This is a genomic window from Botrimarina hoheduenensis, assembly GCF_007859815.1.
Lineage (GTDB): Bacteria > Planctomycetota > Planctomycetia > Pirellulales > Lacipirellulaceae > Botrimarina > Botrimarina hoheduenensis.
The window spans coordinates 837243-853748 of the sequence record NZ_SJPH01000001.1 but is presented as its reverse complement, the minus strand read 5'-3'; the positions used below and the strand labels follow the sequence as shown (position 1 = coordinate 853748).

Here is a 16506-nt window from a genome sequence, read left to right as displayed (position 1 = left end):
CCCCCAAGTGAGACCTTAGCGCATGGATACGCCCCTCGATCCGCAGGCTGACCTTCCCACCAAGGAGGCGCTCGCGCGTGATTGGCTGCCTCGTTACACGGGGATGTCGCTCAGCGAGTTTGGTGACTACGTGCTGCTAACCAACTTTCGCGACTACGTGAACCGCTTTGCGGAACGGTTTGACTGTCCGATCCGCGGCATCGACCGCCCGATGCAGGCCGCCACAAACAGCGAAGGGCTCACGCTGATCAACTTCGGCATCGGTTCGCCCAATGCCGCGACGATCATGGACCTGCTGACCGCTCGTCGCCCCAATGCGGTGTTGTTTCTTGGCAAATGTGGGGGCCTGAAGCACTCGACCGAGATCGGGCACTTCATCCTCCCCATCGGAGCCATCCGCGGCGAGGGCACGAGTGACGACTACCTACCTCCAGCCGTGCCCGCCCTGCCCTCTTTCAAGCTGCACAAGTTTGTTTCGGACAAGCTCCTCGAGCGTAAGCTCGACTACCGCACCGGTGTGATCTATACAACCAACCGACGCGTCTGGGAGCACGACCCCGCGTTCCGTGAAAGGCTCAAGAGCTACACGCCGATTGGCATCGATATGGAGACCGCCACGCTATTCATTGTGGGGCACAGCAATCAGATCGCGCGGGGGGCGTTGCTTTTGGTTTCGGACGTGCCAACGTCGCCCGACGGGATCAAGACTTCGGCGAGCGATGCCGCGGTGACCCGTGACTGGTCGCACATCCATCTGGAGCTGGGTATCGATGCGCTGACCGACCTGGAAGATAAAGGCGAGCCAATCAAGCACTTCACTTACTAGCCACGGAGTCCTCCTCCTAGCCGCCGAGTCTTCGCCGCTCAACGCGTGGCGGTAAAACAAGAGGGGTTACCGACTGTTTCCCAGCCCCAACGGTCGTTCGCGCCGGCCTGTGTAGGGCACGGTTATCCGGAAATGCCACTCCCCCGAACCGTTAAGAATCGGCGGACTACCGCGTCAAGTCGTTTGACGGCTTGTAATTTTCGGGTAGGCTGCCGGTCCCCCCGGATGGCGTGCCAGCACGCCTGGCCGATTGCACCCCATCCGCCCGCCCGCCTCGAACGAGTCGCTCCGTGCCCGCGATCATGATGACGCCCCGCCGGACCAATCCCTCTGCCTCACAGGCTGCACAAGCACCGGTACCGATAGCGCAATCGCCCCCAGGCTTGATCACGCCGGTAATTGCCGCCTTGAGCACGCCGACAGACGCAGTCTTGAGCACGTCGTCAGACGCAGCCCGCAAGCGATTACGCCTGGCGAGGCTGGCGATGCTCAGCTTTGCTGTGACGATGCTCCTGGGCTGTGGCGATGGCAAGATTCGCCGTTACCCGGTAAGCGGCTCGGTACAGGTGGGCGGTAAGCCCGCAGCGGGTGCGCGGGTGATCTTCTGCCCGGTCGGGGGCAGCGAAGCTTTCCAAAAAGAACGTCCTTCTGGCGTGACGGGTCCGGACGGTTCGTTTATCCTAACAACGTTCCTGAAAGACGACGGTGCCCCCGCCGGTGACTACCAAGTGATGGTCGTCGGCGGCGGAAGCCGCGGCAAACGGGGCAACGATGACGATGCCACCAGTCCCCCCAGGATCGATCGCAAGTACGCCAAGCCCGCCGAGAGCGGTCTAACCGCCACCGTGCCTGCCGAAGCGACAACCCTTCCCCCCTTCCAACTCGAACCCGCGACACGCCAGCGCCGCTAACGGTGCGGGGTCGCGAGAACACGACCGACCGGTCATCGACTACCACCCGGACGAGCGGCACACGCCGATTGCTTCCCGGGTCATGCCAGGCCCCCCTTCCTATGATCCCCCGATCATTCCTATGAAGCGACGCCCTGCCCCTGGTTTCACGCTCGTTGAGCTGCTCGTGGTCATCGCGATCATCGGCATTCTCGTAGCCCTCCTGTTGCCCGCGGTGCAGGCGGCGCGTGAAGCGGCCCGCCGTATCCAGTGCACCAACCAGTTCAAGCAGCTCGGCTTGGCGGTTCTCAACTACGAGTCGGCCTTCGGCGAACTGCCGCTCGCTTACACGCCCAATTTTGTGCCGAACGGCACCAAAGACGGGAAAGTCCCCGTCAAACTGCCCAGCGGGGCAACGATTCAATTGGATTGCGTCAAAGAGAACGGGGGATCGGGTCCCTGCGAGAGCCGGCAATCTGGCGAGCGGGTCTGCCCCAACGGCAAGACCAGCCACTACCTGTTCACTTTTATCCTGCCTTATATGGAGCAACAGGCGATCGCCGACCAAATGGACTTGGGGTTCAGCTGGGATAGCGATCGGGTGAATGCGGCGGGCACGACGAACCTGCAGGCGTCATCCAGCATCGTCCCCGAGTTCTACTGCCCCTCGGCACCCTCGATCGATGAGCGTCGCGGCATTCAGGTACAGACTGTAGGCAGCCAGACCTTTGATGTGGGTGCCGCCGCGTGCGACTACGTCGCTCTGGTCGATATCCAAGCCGTTGAATTCTGCGATACGCTTGTCGCCGCGGGACTCGCGCAGGATCGCGGCGTGGAGACGCTGGTCGGCATGATGCAAGACACTTCTTCGTCGCTGCGTAAGGTCACCGACGGCTTGTCGAAAACCTTTATGCTCTTCGAGCAAGCCGGACGACCCCTCAACTATGTCGCGGGTAAACCAAACGGCAATGATCCCTTCATGGATCGTTTGACCGACGGGGGTCCGTGGGCAGCTCCAAGCTCGTACGGCATCTTCGGTGCCTCGCCGGTCTGCGGCCTAACGACCGTTATGAACTGCGACAACTTCGGCGAGATCTACGCCTTCCATCCGGGCGGCAGCCAGATCCTGTACGGCGACGGATCGGTTCACTTCACCACCGAAGACATCGACGTTGAGACGTTCGTGACCTTCTTCACCCGTGCTGCGGACGACGTGGCCAGCGAGCTGCCATGAACCGCACCGGTCGATTCCCCCTCTCTGCTGCCCTGCTGACTCTGACGATCCTGGCGGGGCTTGCTCCGGCCAAGGCAGCCGAAACCACAGCCGTACGGATCGTTACCTTCAATGCCGAGATCCTGACAGCGCCCGGGGTCCGGGCCGGCCAGCTGCAAAAGTATCGGTTCAATCAGGCTCGCGACGCGCAGCTCGATCGTGTGGCGGACCTCATTGAGGTGCTCACGCCCGATGTGCTGAACCTTGTCGAAGTGACCAGTGTCGAGGCCGTCGATGCACTCATCAGCCGTTTGCACGACAAAGGCCTGAAAGACTACCGCGGCTATCACATCGAGAGCCACGACAACTTCTCCGGCATGGACGTGGCGTTGATCACGCGTCTGCCGATCGACGAGGTCGAGGGCCAGCCGATCCGCACCATCTGGAGCGAGGACGACGACCCCACCTGGAACGCATCTTATTCGTTCACCAACTGGGACGGCGACCCCGACACCGACGTCACCTCGCTCGGTCGCAATTCGCTGTACTACCTAACGATCGCGGGCCACAAGCTGGGCTTCTTGGGGTTGCACCTGAAGAGCAATCCTGACGAAGCCTACTCGAACGCCAAGCGGATGGCCGAAGTTGAGGTCGCTCGACGGATCGTCCGCAGCCAGATTGTCGGCAAGGGCTACCTGCCCGTCGTGCTGGGCGACCTGAACGACTATGACCCGGCCGTCCCCGACCGCGACGACACACGCGACACCAAGACCGAAGCGCTCGCCAAGCTCAAGGACTTCGATCCCGAGCGGCCGGGGGAGGAACTGGTGAACGTCGCCAAGAAGATTGTCAACAAGGAAGACCGCTACACGTCGCACTGGGACCGCAACGAGAACGGGGCGGGCGACGGAGACGATGTCTACACGATGATCGATCACATCTTGCTCCCCAAGGCGTTCGAGCCCTATATCCGCCGCGCGTTTATTGCCCATGTGGTGGGCCTCGAAACCTCAGACCATTTCCCCGTGGTCGTCGATCTGGCTCTGCCGCCCGCCACCGCCACGCGGTGACGCGCTTTCGCTGAAGCAAGCGGTGTGGCAGCCGACCCTGCCGCCGTAGCGCTGCCCAAGTCCGCTACTCAGGCAGTTGCCTCGCGGCTTCGACTGGCTTAGTCTCTCGGCTCGTACGCATCTCTAGCCGAAGGCCCCCAACCGATGACCAACGTAGTCAAGCTGATCGATCACGCCGTGCTGCACCCCACGCAGACCTCGGCCGATGTCGAGTCGGCTTGCGCGCTGTGCCGCGAGGTGGGCGTGGCCAGCATCTGCGTTAAGCCGTCACACGTCGCGCTAGCGACCCGGCTGCTCGCCGGTTCTAGCGTCTTGCCCAGCACCGTGATCGGTTTCCCCCACGGCGGCACAAGCACCGCCGCGAAGGTCGCCGAAACGCACGCGGCGTGCCAGGACGGCGCCCGTGAGGTCGACATGGTCGTCAACCTCGGCGCGGCGCTGGCGGGCGAATGGTCGCTGGTGGCAGACGATATCGCCGCGGTGGTCGCCGCCGCCCGTGAGCATCGTGCCATCACCAAAGTCATCTTCGAAACCGGCCTCCTGCCGGACGACGCGACGAAGATCAAACTGTGTGAACTGAGCGAAGCGGCGGGTGCCGCTTTCGTAAAGACCTCGACAGGCTTCGGCTTCGTTAAAGGCGACAGCGGAGCGCTCACCTCCACGGGCGCGACCGTAGCAGACATCCGTTTGATGCGCGGCGCATGCAGCCCGGCGGTGCAGGTTAAAGCCTCGGGCGGTATCCGCTCTCTGGAGGACGCACTTGCCATGGTCGAAGCCGGGGCGACGCGTCTCGGCACCAGCGCCACCGCGGCGATCGCAGCGGGCAAGTCGGGCGCTTCGTATTGATAAACCGGTGAGGCCCAATTCTTGCCCACCTGATAACCGCCTCTTATTTTCTCAACGTCATGCTGCACCTGTTTGATCAGATTAACGAAGCGGTCGCGAAAATCCGCACCGTTTGGGACAAAACGCCCCACGCCGGCATCATCCTGGGCACCGGCCTGGGCAACTTCGCCGAGCGGATCGAAGTCGAAGCGACCCTCGACTACGCCGACATCCCTCATTTCCCCGTTTCGACCGCGACGAGCCATCGCGGCCGTTTGGTATTCGGCGTGCTCCGCGGCTTGCCGGTGATGGTCATGGAAGGCCGCTTCCACGCCTACGAGGGCTATCCGCTCAGCCAGATCACCCTGCCCGTGCGGGTGATGCGGGCGCTCGGTGCTGAGATGCTCGTCGTTTCGCAGGCGGTTGGTGGCATGAACCCCTACTACAAGCCGGGCGACGTCATGTTGATCGACGATCACATCAACCTGATCGGCGACAATCCGCTGGTGGGGGTGAACGATGATCGGCTCGGCCCACGCTTCCCCGATATGTCACAGCCCTACGATTTTGAGCTGTTGGCAGAAGGGCAAGCCATCGCACGGCGCAATGACTTTGTCGTTCATCGGGGCGTGAGCGTCGCGGTGCTGGGTCCCTGCCTGGAAACCCGCGCCGAGTATCGCTTCTTGCGCGGCATTGGTGCCGATGTGGTCGGCATGTCAACCGCCCCGGAGGTGATCGTCGCCGTGCATTGTGGCTTGCGGGTATTTGGCATGGCGGTGGTGACCGACATGTGCCTGCCCGATGCGCTCGAGCCGGCGATCGTCGAAGAGATCATCCGCGTGGCGAATTCGGCCGAGCCTAAGCTGCGCGCGCTGGTCGAAGGCATCCTGGATCACGAAGCGGCGAAGCTTGAGACGGTGGCACCCCGGTGAAGCATCTCTTCGGGGCCGTCGAAGAAGCCGCCGCTGCAATCCGCACGGCCATCAACTCGGTGACGCCGCGGGTGGGGATCATTCTCGGCTCAGGACTGGGCGATCTGGCCCACGAGATCCACCAGCCGATCGCCCTGCCCTACGCTGACCTGCCCCATTTTCCACGTTCAACGGCCGCGGGACATGCGGGCCGATTGATGGTGGGCAAGCTGGGCGACACGGGCCAATCTGTCGTCGCTCTGCAAGGACGCTTTCATTTGTACGAAGGCTGGAACGCGCAGCAAGCGGCGTTCCCGGTGTGGGTGCTCAATCAGCTGGGGGTTAACACGCTGCTCGTCTCGAACGCCGCCGGTGGTTTGAATCCGCGCTACCAGGTGGGCGACGTCATGCTCATCGACGATCACATCAACTTTATGTTCCAGAACCCGCTGCGGGGAGTGAACGACGACCGTCTCGGCCCACGCTTCCCCGACATGTCGGCACCTTACGACCAGCCTCTGATGGAACTAGCCGAGGCGGTTGCCCGTCGTGAAGGTTTTTTTTGCCCGCGCGGCGTCTACGTCGGCATGCTCGGCCCGACGTACGAAACCCGCGCCGAGTACCGCATGGCCCGGCGTTTGGGCGGCGACGCCGCCGGCATGTCGACCGTGCCGGAAGTTGTCGCCGCCGCGCACTGCGGCATGCGTGTGCTCGGCCTGTCGACCATCACCAACGCCTGCTCGCCCGACCAGCTTGGCGAGACGACCCACGAGGAAGTGATCGCCGCAGCCGCTTCGGCCGGAAAGAAGCTGCAAGCTATCGTCGAGGCGGTGGTTCTCGCGAGTTCCTAACGCAAGATTGATCGTATGAATGTTGCCCAACTGATCGCCAAGAAGCGGGACGGAGCCGAACTCTCCGCGGACGAGATCGGCGGGCTGATCACCGCTTACGCCGCCGACGAAGTGCCCGATTATCAAATGGCGGCGTGGGCCATGGCCGTCTTTCTACGCGGTATGAGCACCGCCGAAACCGCCGCGCTGACCGAGGCGATGCTCCGCTCAGGCGAGACGTTTGCCTCTTCAGCCGCAGCCGATCGGAAAAACGTCGACAAGCACTCCAGCGGCGGGGTTGGCGACAAGGTCTCGATCCCGCTCGCGCCGGCATTGGCCTGCTGCGGCGTGCGGGTGCCGATGATCTCGGGTCGCGGACTCGGGGCCACGGGTGGCACGCTCGACAAGCTCGAAGCGATTCCCGGTTTCCGGATCGATTACGACTCAGCCGCAGCCCAGCGTATCGCCGACGAAGTTGGGTGCGTCATCTGCAGCGCCTCGCCGAAGCTCGTCCCTGCTGATCGCAAGCTCTACGCGCTGCGTGACGTGACCGGCACGGTCCCCTCGATCCCGCTCATCACCGCCAGCATCATGAGCAAGAAGCTGGCCGAGGGGCTCGACGCGCTTGTGCTGGATGTCAAATGCGGCAGCGGTGCCTTCATGAAGACGCTCGACCAGGCTAAGGAGCTTGCCCGTTCGCTGGTTGACACTGGTAAGCGGATGGGGGTGCAAACGGCCGCGCTGATCACGCAGATGAACGAGCCGCTCGGGAATCTATGTGGCAACGCGGTTGAGATCGACGAGTCGATCGACTGCCTTAAGGGGGGTGGCCCCACGGATCTGCGTGAGCTGGTCATCGCCCTGGGTGCGGAAGCACTCGTGCTGGCAGGCGTCTCGCCCAACGCCCACGAGGGCAGTAAACGCATCGCCGCCACGCTCGACGATGGCTCGGCCATGCAACGGTTTGAGCAGATGGTCCATGCTCAGCAGGGCGATCTCAGCAAACCCCGGCCGCGCGGCCGTCAGGTGGTGATAGAGGCGGATCGCGCGGGGGCCGTCACATCGATCGACACCGAGAAACTAGGCTATGCCGTCATTGAACTGGGCGGCGGTCGCCGTCAGAAGTCTGACGTGATCGATCCCACGGTGGGGCTCGAGATCCACGTTCGGCTGGGAGATGCCATCGAGGTCAGCCAGCCGCTCGTGACGCTCTTCGTGGGCGAGCGATCAGAAGCCTCAGCAGCGCAGCTCTCACGAGAGGCGATTGCTATCGGTGCGGGAGCCCCCGCATCAGAACTTGTGCTGGCTCGGATCGACTGAAACGGGAGGGGTGACTACGCTTGAGCGATGAACTCTCCCACGCCCGAGCAGATTGAAACGCTGATCCGAGCCGCGCTCGACGTCCGCAACAACGCTTACGCCCCCTTTTCTGATTTCTTAGTCGGGGCCGCGGTGCTCGACGAGCAAGGAAGAGTGTTCGCTGGCGTGAACGTGGAAAACAGCTCCTACGGGCTGACGATCTGCGCCGAGCGCTCGGCGGCCGTCACCGCGATCAGCAGCGGATCGAAGTCGATCGTGGCCACAGCCGTGGCGACCGACCCGGTCGCGAACCCCTGTGGGGCTTGCCGACAATTCTTGTACGAGTTTGGCCCCGACATGGCCATCTTCCTGGTCAACGCAACCACCAAAGAACTTGTCACCCACACAACGCTTGGCGTGTTGCTGCCGGGCGGCTTTCGGCTTGATCGCTGAGCCATTACCGCACCCGCCAATAAAAAAACCGCGGGCCCGCCCGATTGGCGGGCCCGCGGCGAAGGGTCGCGAGCTTTCCTGTTGGCCTTCTTAGCCGAGCTGGTGCCGCCGTGGGGGCGGGATTGGCTCGGCTTCCCCCCCGCGATCGCTCAACCGAGTGAGCCTCGCGGCGGGTTTCTTCTCGGCGATCGCTCAGTAGGTGAGGATCGCGTCGATGCCGAAGGAGGTCTGGTCGTAGTCGTCCTGGTTGGCGAAGCCGAGGTTGGCAGCCGCCGCATCGGACGGGGTGAAGTCGTGACGAATTTCCGGACGAATCACCAGGTTGGCGTGCGGCCGGTAGTTCAGACCGTAGGTCACTTCACCGTAGCTGAACCCGTCCGACTTCCACCACTCCGCACGGATACCGGCGGCCAGGCAGTCGTTGAGCGTGTAGAACAGGTACTGGTTGATCGCCACCTGGTCGTTCGCCGTGACGGCGCCGCCCTGCGAATCGATACCCACCAGGTCGCTCTGGAACACGTAGTTCAGCTTGTCGCTCAGCGTGACGTCGAACACCAGCGAGTGGCTGTAGTCGGTGTCGCCGTCCGGTGCCCCCTGCACGAACCCACGCGAACGGGCACCGAAGTCGCCGATCGTCGTGATGTAGGTGAAGGCGATGTCGTCGGTCAGGTTGGTGCTNAAACCACCGAGGAAGTTGCTACCGTTGTCGAACTGATCGAAGCCGGTGTCCCAGCCCGCGGTCCAGCCGGCGTACACTTCGAGGTTATCGAAGCCGCTGTACGTACCGACCACACCGGTGTGGGTGAACGGCTCGCTGTTGAACANCGTGAGGGCGTGGCTGTAGAAGAAGTTGTCCGGAGCGGTCACGACTTCGTAGCCCACCAGCGTGTAGAAGTGGCCGGCGATGATGCTCCAGTCACCGAAGGCGATCTCACCGTACAGCTGCGGCATGGCCCAGCCGTAGTTGAAGCCCGCGGCACCGTNGCCGTTGTCCCAGCCGTTCTGGAAGTCCCACGACCCGGGCGGGTTGCCGAAGGCCTGGGTCTTCTGGGCGTCGATGCCGTACATGACGTCGGCACGGAAACCCCAGTCCCAACCGCAGCAGGGGGCTTCAGCGACCTTCTCGGCCCAGAACCACTGCTGGTGCAGGTTCAGAGAGTCGGGGCGGTCGTTGAACGACAGGTTGTCGTTCGTGGCCTGCGAGAGACGGTAGTTGTTGTTGTGGTAGCCCACTTGGGTCCAACCACCGAAGTCGATCCCGTAGCAGTTGCACGGGTCGACCGCACCCTTGAGCGTCCACGCGTCGCCCAAGCAGCAGGGGCCCAACAGCGAGCTCAAGCAGCACGTGTCGCCACATCCACAGCACGCGTCGCCGCAGCACGCGTCGTCACCACAACCGCCGTCGCAACCGCATGACGGTTCGTCGCAGCCAGCGCCACAGGCTTCCCCCGAGTAAGTGGCCGAGGCCACCGGCGCTCTCGATGAATGCGGCGCAACCGGGGCCGGTTCGGCGAGCCCTTGAATCGGTTGGGAGTAGTAGCTGTCGTACGGAAGCGGCGGCGTATCTATCGCGGCGGGCTGCGTCATCTCGGCGAGCGCAGGACCGGCGATAAGTACCACCGCCCAGCTGGCGGCAATCCGAGAGAACATAGCGAGGCTCGATGACGTGGGGAGGGAGAGCGACGGGGACAACCGAGTCCCTTGCACCTCACCAAGATCGGCCGATGCTAGCACTTCGCTTCAGCCGCCCCCACAACACCGCAAGCTCAGCTGCCACCGCAACAAGAAGCGATGCCGCTCAGGCAGAGTTTGCCGAAAGGATAAACCGTAGCGGGCCTAAGCCTTCGTCGGCTGAAGCACGTCGGCAAACAGGGCATCGACAAACTCGTCAGGAACGAAGGGCGTGAGGTCCTCATGCCCTTCGCCCACGCCTACGTACTTCACCGGCAGGCCGAGCTGTTGGCGGATCGCCACCACGACGCCTCCCTTGGCGGTGCCGTCCAGCTTCGCCAGCACGATGCCCGTGCAGCCGGCCGCGTCGGCAAACTTTTGCGCCTGGCTGACACCGTTCTGACCGGTCGTGGCGTCAAGCACCAGCAACACCTCGTGCGGTGCGTCGGGCAGCTGTTTTGAGATCGCTTGACGAATCTTGGTTAGTTCGGCCATCAGTGTGGTTTGCGTCTGTAGCCTGCCGGCGGTGTCGATAACGGCCACGTCAAACGGTTCGGCAATCGCGCGCTCCACGGTTTGATAAGCGACCGTGGCCGGATGGGTTCCTTGAGCCGCTTTGACGATCGAGGCCCCCAGGCGATCGGCCCAGATCGTGAGCTGCTCAACCGCAGCGGCCCGAAACGTGTCGCCCGCGCCGAGGACAACGCGCTTGCCCGAACGGGTGAATTGGCTAGCCAGTTTCGCGATCGAAGTCGTTTTGCCCGCCCCGTTCACGCCACAAACCATGACGATCGTGGGCCCCGTTGGGGCGAAATCGATCGGCGACTCGGGTTGCGCCATCAGCTCTTTGAGCTTTACTTTGAGCACGTCGACGACTTCGGCCAGTTCAACAACCCGGCCACGGAGCTTGGTGGCGATCTCATCGACCAGGGCGTCTACTGCGTCGAAGCCCATATCAGTACGAAAGAGAATGCCGCGGATCTCTTCGAGAAACGCTTCGTCGATCAGCCGACCTTCGCTCTTGAAGAGGTCGCGGATATCGGTCTTCAGCAACGAGCCCGTTTTCTTCAGGCCCTGTTTGATGCGATCGAAGAAACCCATGCGCAGTCGTAAGTGAGTGAGAGGATAGCGGCCGCAAGGCGCGAAAATCTTATCCGGAAAGGCCCACGGCCTCTGGCGAGGCGTGAGGGCATGATTCTCAAGCCTCGGGCACCAACGCTCAAGCCTCGGGCACCAACGCTGAAGATGCTGCCCGCGCTAAGCCTCGGCCTTTTTCATGCCCGGTGCGGGTTGCCCTTCTACCTCGGGCTTAAGGCGATCGAGAATGCCATTCACAAATGCCCCCGACTGGGCGCTGCCAAAACGTTTGGCAAGCTCAATCGCTTCGTTGACTGCCACGCGGAACGGGGTTCCGGCGAAGAGGATCTCGTAAGCCGCGAGACGCAGAACGTTGCGATCAACGCCAGCCATACGTTTCAGACTCCAGTTGGCGGCGACTTCGCCGAGCCGCAGATCGATCGCGGACAGATTGCGGCGCGTTCCCAGAATCAGGTCAAGCGAGAACTGCTCCATACCCCGATTGCGCAGCCGGCCCCGCAGAAACGACTCCATCTCGGCCGAGGTTGCGCGGGTGTTCACATCGTCCTCAAAGAGGACCTGCAAGGCGACTTCGCGTGCTCGGCGGCGTTGGGACATGCGCTACGGGGAGACCACAGGGGGGCGAAGAAAGGAAGCTCACAGGATACTCGAAGAACACCGTCTTCCACGATGATCCCAAGAGTCGGCCGATAGCGTGAGGAGGATGCCCGGGCAGAAGGGCTCAAGGCGGATCCCCGCGGGGAGTGCCGCCGGCACCGGAGCGATTTTCCGCAGGGCTTAGGATTTGGGCAACGACCTCAGCAAACCGACCATCTTCAACGCCGCCTCGGCACACTCCGCCCCTTTGTTGCCAACTGATCCGCCGGCACGGTTGATCGCCTGCTCCATCGAGTCGCACATTAAAACCCCGAACAGCACCGGCAGGCTGTGCTCGGTCGCGATCCGCATGAGGGCCTCGGTCACACCGTGGTTGATCCAATGGTCGTGGGCTGTCTCGCCCTTGATAACCGCCCCCAGCGTAAGAATCGCTGCGTAGCGACACGTATCGGCCAGCCGCTGGGTTACGACGGGAATCTCCCAGGCACCCGGTGTCCAAGCGACATCGATCGCATCGGGCGAGACTCCGGCGGCGGTCAGCGAGGCGATCGCCCCCTCGACCAGGTTCCCCGTCACCGCCTCATTCCACCGCGCAACCACGATGGCGTAGCGGTCATTGGCGGCCGCGGTGGGTTCGGCATCGTAAACGTTCGGCATCGGGGGGGGCTGGCTGGCGTTGTGGCGTCACGCGGGCCGAGCATTCTCGACCCAGGGAGGGGATAAGCCATTACGCTAAGGCGCCGCCCGGTTGGGGCCTATCCCCGGCTACCCCACAGACAGAAGCCTGGCCAACGCCGCGCCGCCGAATGTTGCCAGGGGCGGTCTTGATTCGGGGCTACGGTCGCCCTACCTTTTTCTGATCATCGTGTGCGAGTGAAGATCGACCAACGGTGGGGATTGGTGTAATCGGTAGCACGACGGATTCTGATTCCGTTAGTCGGGGTTCAAGTCCCTGATCCCCAGCTTTTGAGACGCTCGCTCTGGGCTAGTCCCTCTCAGCGGTGATCGTGCCGCTCCGAGTCTGTCGTTTGATGCCCGTCCCGATCCCGTTTTTTTGGTGAGGGGGTCCTTGGGTGAGGGGTCCGCTACTTGCGTCACCAGGACCGGGCATCGGTTAGCCAACGTGGTAGAGCACCTAAGCAGCGCTTGGGGACGGTAAATACTGGGTTTTGCCGAGCGGCTTTTGCTGCGACTCCGAGGCGGTCACGCAGCCTCTTACAAGGCCGGCCGGCAGTTGAAGTACTATAGCCGGCTCAGCGGAGACTCTAGGCGGGTGCCAAATAGAGGCGAATCGACGGGCTTGAACCGAATCAACGGGCCTCCCCGACGACCCGTACGGCTTTCCGCCGAAAATTGTCGAGAAAACGCTCGACAAGTCCCCCTGCGCAATTTGACTAAATAGGTGCGCATGAAAGTGCCACCCTAACGACATCACCTTGTTACGTTAAGTACTGATGAAGGTTCATCGGCCAACCCTCTGCCCGCTGCCTCAACAGCAGCGACTACTCCAAGGCGATATCGCCCTTGGCCGGTACTTTTCCCTCCGCTCCCCTCCCGAGTCACTCGGTACGCTTTGCGTAGCGACGTGCCTCATTCGCCGTTACACCTCGTTAGACCCCGAGAGCCCCTCCCCATGTCACTCTCCCCGCTGTTCCGTCCTCTTGCCGCTGTGCTCGCAGCGACCGGCTTCACCGCCACGGCGATCGCCGTGCCGTACGCGTCCGGCCTGCGTAACACCACCGGTAGCACGTATGAGTTTGTTCTCAACGAAGCCGCCGACAATGTGACGATCGCTCGTACGGGCGCATCGGCCCTCAACCTGGGTGCTCTGGGTGCCGGTCGGCACACCTTTGACCTGGGCACCGCGACAGGCTTTGGCATCGAGGTCTCGCACACCGCGTCTCCCGGTTTTAATTACGTCGATGACACGGCGACCTTGTGGACCTCGTTCGATCGTCCGGGTGGTCTGGCGATCAACAACATTCCCTCCAGCCCGTTCTTCGGCACGGTTTACGTCAACCAGAACCGCGGCCTCAATGGTGCCAACCCGGTCGTTACCGCGGCCGGCCGCACCATGGGCAACGGCATCTACGCCTTCACCGCTGACCGCATCGGCGTCGATCTGCCCACCCGCAGTGTGCCTGCCAATGCTAACGATCCCACGCTGGCGAAAGTTCCGCCGGGAGTTACGGTCAGCCAGACCAGTTCCAGCTCGTTCTACCGCATTGGCATGGACGAGGCAGGCAACCTGCTGATGTCTGACTGGACCAACGACGTCGGTGGCCTGAAGGTCGCCTCGGCCGACCTCACCACCGGTGGCGTTCTGCTGCGGGAAGAGAGCGGCCCGACCGGCGGTGTCGCCAGCGATGACTCGGACGAGTTCGGTCTGCTGCCGCTGCACGGCTCGATCAACGGCGAACCCCAAGCCACCGGCGTGTGGGGCGTGAACCTGTCGGTCGCGGCGATGGACGAAGACCTCGACGCCGACCTGCAGGTCACCACCGCCAGCGACGGCAACAATGTTTGGCGCTGGAACATCGGCGCGACGACCACCAACTTCGCCGGTGCCCCCAGTCTGGAAATCGCTGTTGGCGACCTGCACACCTCGACCGGCTCCGACCGCAACACGTCTGGCGTGACCAGCGCGCTGTCGGGCGAGAGCGTCGGTACGCACTCCGATGGCAGCCAGGTTTTCCTCGACTTCAACATCGGCGTGACCGCCAACGCCCAGTACAACGCCCACTTTGATAAGTGGTACTTGTCGGGGGCACGCTCCAACGGCGATGACTCGTCGAGCCTCGTGATCCTGACTCCCGAAGGTGCCGGTGGCGATGGCCGCGATATCACGGTTGATTGGGCGTCCAAGCAGTTCACGATCGACAACGGTCTGGACGGTTACGTTGACACGACCGATCCGGTCGAGGCCCTCAGCCTCGATGCGGCGAACGACATCTTCCGTCAGACTCACAACGTGAGCTTCTCGCCGGACAACACCATCATGTACGTCCAGCGTCGTAGCGTGGCTGGTGAGAACCCGGTTTTGGGTCCGGACAGTGCCTTGGGGGCCAAGATCCTCGCGGTTCCTCTGGACGCCAACGGCTTGCCCGACCTCCAAATCGATGACAATGGCACCCCCGGCGACACGAGTGACGACTTCATCACGAACATCACCCCGATCTTCACGCAAGACGCGCAGGGCTCGCAGGGTTCGTTCTCTCAGGTGAAGACCGACATCGCCGGCAACCTCTACTACACCAGCAACCTGTCCGAGCAGCTTGAGTACTACTCGCTCGGCGGTGCCACCAAGGCGATCACCTCGAACAACGCCGCTCTGACGGCCGGTGCTTTCGCTCTGGAAGATCTCGTCGCAACGCCCGTCAACGGTGACTTCAATGGCGACGGCAAGGTCGACAACGGCGACCTGAACCTGCTCCTGGGCAACTGGGGCTCGGCGACCGTTCCCCCGACGTGGGTTAACGGCTTCGTGACCCCCGTCGATAACGGCGAGCTCAACGCCCTGTTGGGCAACTGGGGCTTCGGTGTCGGCGTGGCCGTGCCCGAGCCCGCTTCGGCTCTGCTGGCGGCCTTGGTCTGTGGTCTGGTCGCTCGTCGCCGTCGCTGAGATAATTCGATCCGTCTCTCTCGGTGGCGGGGCAACTCCCCGCCACCGAGAGACCGGTCGATAAGATTTTTGTTTCCTGTTCCTGCTTTTGACTCCCTTAGATTCTCAACCAGAGGTAACCGCTAATGTTCTGTAAGACTTGGCTCGTGGCATTCGCCGCGGCACTCATGATCAGCTCGGGCGCCAACGCCGTTGACATTGAAGACACCTTCGAGGTCGATTCGTCCGGCAGCTACATCGTTCGCACCGATAGCGACGGTGCCCCCGGCGACGGCCTCTTTGACGGCACGGTCGCCTTTGCCTACGACTACGTCGCCGCCGGCCTCCCGCTGGCCCCTAACTCGGCTCCCGGCGCTGGCAAGGGCATCCGCTTCACGGTCAACGACACCGAAGAAGGCCCCGAAGGCCCGACAACGACCGAGGAAGATCACGTCACAGCGTTCCTGAACGTGCCCGTCACGGCGGCTCAGTACCGCGTTGACGTTGACATGTACATGCTGGTCAACACGGGTGCCTCGGGCACGACCGAGTTCGGCCACTTCGGCGTCGGCGGCACCGGCGCGACCTTCAACTCGATCTTCACACCGATCGCCGGCTCGGGCCACTTCGTCGCCATCACGGGCGAAGGCGGCAGCGCCAGCGACTACCGCCACTATGTCGATGGAGGCCTTGTCGTCCCCTCGGGCGATGCGAGCTACCTCAACAGCGCCAACACCACCAACGCCACCGGCGACACCTATCAGTCGATCTTCCCGAGCACCGAATTCCCCGGTTCACCCGGAAACAGTTGGGCCACGCTGTCGATCGTTGTCGACGCCGCTAACGTGACCTACCTGATCAACGATACGCCGATCATCCGCACACCGAAGGTCGCCACCAACGGCCTGGTGAGCATCGGCTACACCGACGCGTTTGACTCGGTCGGCCCGCACGCCGTGATCTTCGACAACCTGCGCGTGACGCTCGTTCCCGAGCCCGCCTCGGCTCTGCTGGGCCTCGTGGGTCTGGCCGCCGTCGCTTCGCGTCGTCGTCGCTGATCAGCTTTTTTTGACAACTGAGACCTTGGCGGGGTGGACGATCTTTGGGTCGTCCGCCCCGCTATTCGATTACCAATCCCTAAAAATGCGCTATCGAGAGACTTCGTTGAGCCGATTCCTTGCTTAAAAGAATTGGCGTTTTCTCGACCTGCCCCCCCGGCAAC

At 62.8% G+C, this 16506-nt stretch carries 15 protein-coding genes and 1 tRNA gene; 12 read left to right on the top strand and 4 right to left on the bottom strand.

Annotation, left to right across the window (positions count from 1 at the left end):
- Positions 1–22: 22 nt before the first annotated feature.
- The 9 genes from Pla111_RS03370 to cdd all read left to right on the top strand — a co-directional run bounded on the left by Pla111_RS03370 (position 23) and on the right by cdd (position 8317).
- Positions 23–826 (top strand): AMP nucleosidase, encoded by an 804-nt coding sequence (locus tag Pla111_RS03370; protein WP_146571337.1) that lies wholly within the window; start codon positions 23–25, stop codon positions 824–826.
- A gap of 407 nt (positions 827–1233) precedes the next feature.
- Positions 1234–1737, top strand: a complete 504-nt coding sequence (locus Pla111_RS03365; protein ID WP_146571335.1) for a hypothetical protein — start codon at positions 1234–1236, stop codon at positions 1735–1737.
- Positions 1738–1858: 121 nt separating this feature from the next.
- The gene (locus tag Pla111_RS03360; protein WP_146571332.1) at positions 1859–2950 is read left to right on the top strand and encodes a DUF1559 domain-containing protein; all 1092 of its coding nucleotides are present in this window, start codon (positions 1859–1861) and stop codon (positions 2948–2950) included.
- The gene (locus Pla111_RS03355; RefSeq protein ID WP_146571330.1) at positions 2947–3999 is read left to right on the top strand and encodes an endonuclease/exonuclease/phosphatase family protein; all 1053 of its coding nucleotides are present in this window, start codon (positions 2947–2949) and stop codon (positions 3997–3999) included. Before Pla111_RS03360 ends, Pla111_RS03355 begins: the two co-directional genes overlap by 4 nt.
- Positions 4000–4143: 144 nt before the next feature.
- Complete coding sequence (gene deoC / locus Pla111_RS03350; protein ID WP_146571328.1) at positions 4144–4845, top strand: deoxyribose-phosphate aldolase; 702 nt, start codon at positions 4144–4146, stop codon at positions 4843–4845.
- A gap of 59 nt (positions 4846–4904) precedes the next feature.
- Positions 4905–5756: a purine-nucleoside phosphorylase gene (locus tag Pla111_RS03345; RefSeq protein WP_146571326.1), complete on the top strand. Its 852-nt coding sequence runs from the start codon at positions 4905–4907 to the stop codon at positions 5754–5756.
- On the top strand, positions 5753–6586 hold the full coding sequence (locus tag Pla111_RS03340) for a purine-nucleoside phosphorylase (RefSeq protein ID WP_146571324.1): 834 nt from the start codon (positions 5753–5755) through the stop codon (positions 6584–6586). Before Pla111_RS03345 ends, Pla111_RS03340 begins: the two co-directional genes overlap by 4 nt.
- A 15-nt stretch (positions 6587–6601) precedes the next feature.
- A complete protein-coding gene (locus tag Pla111_RS03335) occupies positions 6602–7885 on the top strand; it encodes a thymidine phosphorylase (protein WP_146571323.1) in 1284 nt (427 codons plus the stop codon).
- 27 nt (positions 7886–7912) lie between these two features.
- Positions 7913–8317, top strand: a complete 405-nt coding sequence (cdd, locus tag Pla111_RS03330) for a cytidine deaminase (RefSeq protein WP_146571321.1) — start codon at positions 7913–7915, stop codon at positions 8315–8317.
- A gap of 192 nt (positions 8318–8509) precedes the next feature.
- Here cdd and Pla111_RS03325 read toward each other — a convergent pair whose 3' ends face one another.
- The 4 genes from Pla111_RS03325 to ribH form a co-directional block, all read right to left on the bottom strand.
- A complete protein-coding gene (locus tag Pla111_RS03325) occupies positions 8510–9904 on the bottom strand; it encodes an outer membrane beta-barrel protein (RefSeq protein WP_146571582.1) in 1395 nt (464 codons plus the stop codon).
- Positions 9905–10153: 249 nt separating this feature from the next.
- Positions 10154–11089, bottom strand: a complete 936-nt coding sequence (gene ftsY / locus Pla111_RS03320) for a signal recognition particle-docking protein FtsY (protein WP_146571319.1) — start codon at positions 11087–11089, stop codon at positions 10154–10156.
- 156 nt (positions 11090–11245) lie between these two features.
- Positions 11246–11683, bottom strand: coding sequence for a transcription antitermination factor NusB (gene nusB, locus Pla111_RS03315; protein ID WP_146571317.1), 438 nt, complete (start codon positions 11681–11683; stop codon positions 11246–11248).
- Positions 11684–11863: 180 nt separating this feature from the next.
- Complete coding sequence (ribH, locus tag Pla111_RS03310) at positions 11864–12340, bottom strand: 6,7-dimethyl-8-ribityllumazine synthase (protein ID WP_146571315.1); 477 nt, start codon at positions 12338–12340, stop codon at positions 11864–11866.
- A 234-nt stretch (positions 12341–12574) separates the two neighbouring features.
- Between ribH and Pla111_RS03305 the strand changes: the two genes are divergently transcribed.
- From Pla111_RS03305 to Pla111_RS03295, 3 genes are all read left to right on the top strand, one after another.
- Positions 12575–12646: transfer RNA gene (locus tag Pla111_RS03305), tRNA-Gln, on the top strand.
- Between the two features lie 670 nt (positions 12647–13316).
- Positions 13317–15305, top strand: a complete 1989-nt coding sequence (locus Pla111_RS03300) for a hypothetical protein (protein WP_146571313.1) — start codon at positions 13317–13319, stop codon at positions 15303–15305.
- A 125-nt stretch (positions 15306–15430) separates the two neighbouring features.
- Positions 15431–16342 carry a PEP-CTERM sorting domain-containing protein gene (locus tag Pla111_RS03295; RefSeq protein WP_146571311.1) on the top strand — a complete coding sequence of 304 codons (912 nt, stop codon included), beginning with the start codon at positions 15431–15433 and terminating at the stop codon, positions 16340–16342.
- Positions 16343–16506: the final 164 nt, after the last annotated feature.

Coding starts and splice junctions, on each gene's coding strand:
- Pla111_RS03345 (WP_146571326.1), top strand. CDS start 4,905: ATGCTGCACCTGTTTGATCAGATTAACGAAGCGGTCGCGAAAATCCGC.
- Pla111_RS03335 (WP_146571323.1), top strand. CDS start 6,602: ATGAATGTTGCCCAACTGATCGCCAAGAAGCGGGACGGAGCCGAACTC.
- Pla111_RS03295 (WP_146571311.1), top strand. CDS start 15,431: ATGTTCTGTAAGACTTGGCTCGTGGCATTCGCCGCGGCACTCATGATC.
- nusB (WP_146571317.1), bottom strand. CDS start 11,683: ATGTCCCAACGCCGCCGAGCACGCGAAGTCGCCTTGCAGGTCCTCTTT.
- Pla111_RS03355 (WP_146571330.1), top strand. CDS start 2,947: ATGAACCGCACCGGTCGATTCCCCCTCTCTGCTGCCCTGCTGACTCTG.
- ftsY (WP_146571319.1), bottom strand. CDS start 11,089: ATGGGTTTCTTCGATCGCATCAAACAGGGCCTGAAGAAAACGGGCTCG.
- ribH (WP_146571315.1), bottom strand. CDS start 12,340: ATGCCGAACGTTTACGATGCCGAACCCACCGCGGCCGCCAATGACCGC.
- Pla111_RS03370 (WP_146571337.1), top strand. CDS start 23: ATGGATACGCCCCTCGATCCGCAGGCTGACCTTCCCACCAAGGAGGCG.
- cdd (WP_146571321.1), top strand. CDS start 7,913: ATGAACTCTCCCACGCCCGAGCAGATTGAAACGCTGATCCGAGCCGCG.
- Pla111_RS03360 (WP_146571332.1), top strand. CDS start 1,859: ATGAAGCGACGCCCTGCCCCTGGTTTCACGCTCGTTGAGCTGCTCGTG.
- deoC (WP_146571328.1), top strand. CDS start 4,144: ATGACCAACGTAGTCAAGCTGATCGATCACGCCGTGCTGCACCCCACG.
- Pla111_RS03300 (WP_146571313.1), top strand. CDS start 13,317: ATGTCACTCTCCCCGCTGTTCCGTCCTCTTGCCGCTGTGCTCGCAGCG.